Consider the following 528-nt stretch of genomic DNA (forward strand, 5'->3'; position numbering starts at 1 on the left):
AACCATCGGAGCAGCTTCATGAAATGATGACATTAAAAGTAAATCAGCACTTTTCATATAACGGTATGGATTAACTTGCTCACCATGTAAAATCACTCTATCTTCAATTTGATATTTTTTTATTTCATTCAGAATTTCTTCCTTCTGAATACCATCACCCACAATATGGTATTTTATATTATAACCCTTTTTCACTAAATTTTTTATAGCACTAATAGACATTAATAATCCTTTCTCCTGAGAAAGTCTTGCTACAGAAAGGACATTAAAATAGTTATCATCATAGTCAATTGAACTTTCATTAGACATTTTTATAATTTCATCAAAATCATTAAAATTTCTTACAGTGTACACTTTATTAGTCAATAGAGGCATAGCTTCAATAAAATTACTTTTGACAGATTCCGAAACACATGCTATTCGGTCAAATTTTTCGTATGCACTTCGATTTATTTGATTGTTTACATTTGCATTTAAAAAATCGCAATGTATAAATCCTATTTTGTATGATGAATTTATATGATTCAG

The 528-nt window shown here is 28.0% G+C and carries 1 protein-coding gene; it reads right to left on the reverse strand.

Annotated features, from left to right (window positions below):
* On the reverse strand, positions 1 to 528 hold a 528-nt coding region (locus ON063_RS14815), incomplete at both ends, for a glycosyltransferase (protein WP_274665652.1).

This window comes from Exiguobacterium sp. B2(2022), from assembly GCF_028823655.1.
GTDB lineage: Bacteria > Bacillota > Bacilli > Exiguobacteriales > Exiguobacteriaceae > Exiguobacterium > Exiguobacterium aestuarii_A.